This window comes from Vibrio sp. 10N.222.49.C9 (assembly GCF_041474985.1).
Taxonomy (GTDB): domain Bacteria; phylum Pseudomonadota; class Gammaproteobacteria; order Enterobacterales; family Vibrionaceae; genus Vibrio; species Vibrio crassostreae_C.
The window spans coordinates 1-282 of the sequence record NZ_JBFRVD010001095.1 but is presented as its reverse complement, the minus strand read 5'-3'; the positions used below and the strand labels follow the sequence as shown (position 1 = coordinate 282).

Genomic DNA, 282 nt, shown 5'->3' with positions numbered 1-282 from the left:
TTTCTCTGCTTGTAAGAACTCGAAGCAAAGGTTTGAATATTGAGTCAGACGTGGGTGATTGTTAGCAAACACCACAACTAGCTCATCGGATACTAGCAAGCTATTGGTAAAGCCCTCTGTCATTACAGACTCTACATCAATAACAAAATCAACGTTTTGATTAAGGGAAGTCGTTGTCTGACTCGCTTCTGAAATCAAAGACAAAGTTATACCGGGTGCTTGCTCTGATACCTGAGTAATCAGATTACTCAAGTAGCGCTGATCTTGCGGTGCACGAAGCAC

At 42.2% G+C, this 282-nt stretch carries 1 protein-coding gene; it reads right to left on the bottom strand.

The features are described from left to right. A partial coding sequence (locus AB4585_RS27045) for a LysR substrate-binding domain-containing protein (RefSeq protein WP_372171824.1) occupies positions 1 to 282 on the bottom strand: 282 nt, incomplete at both ends.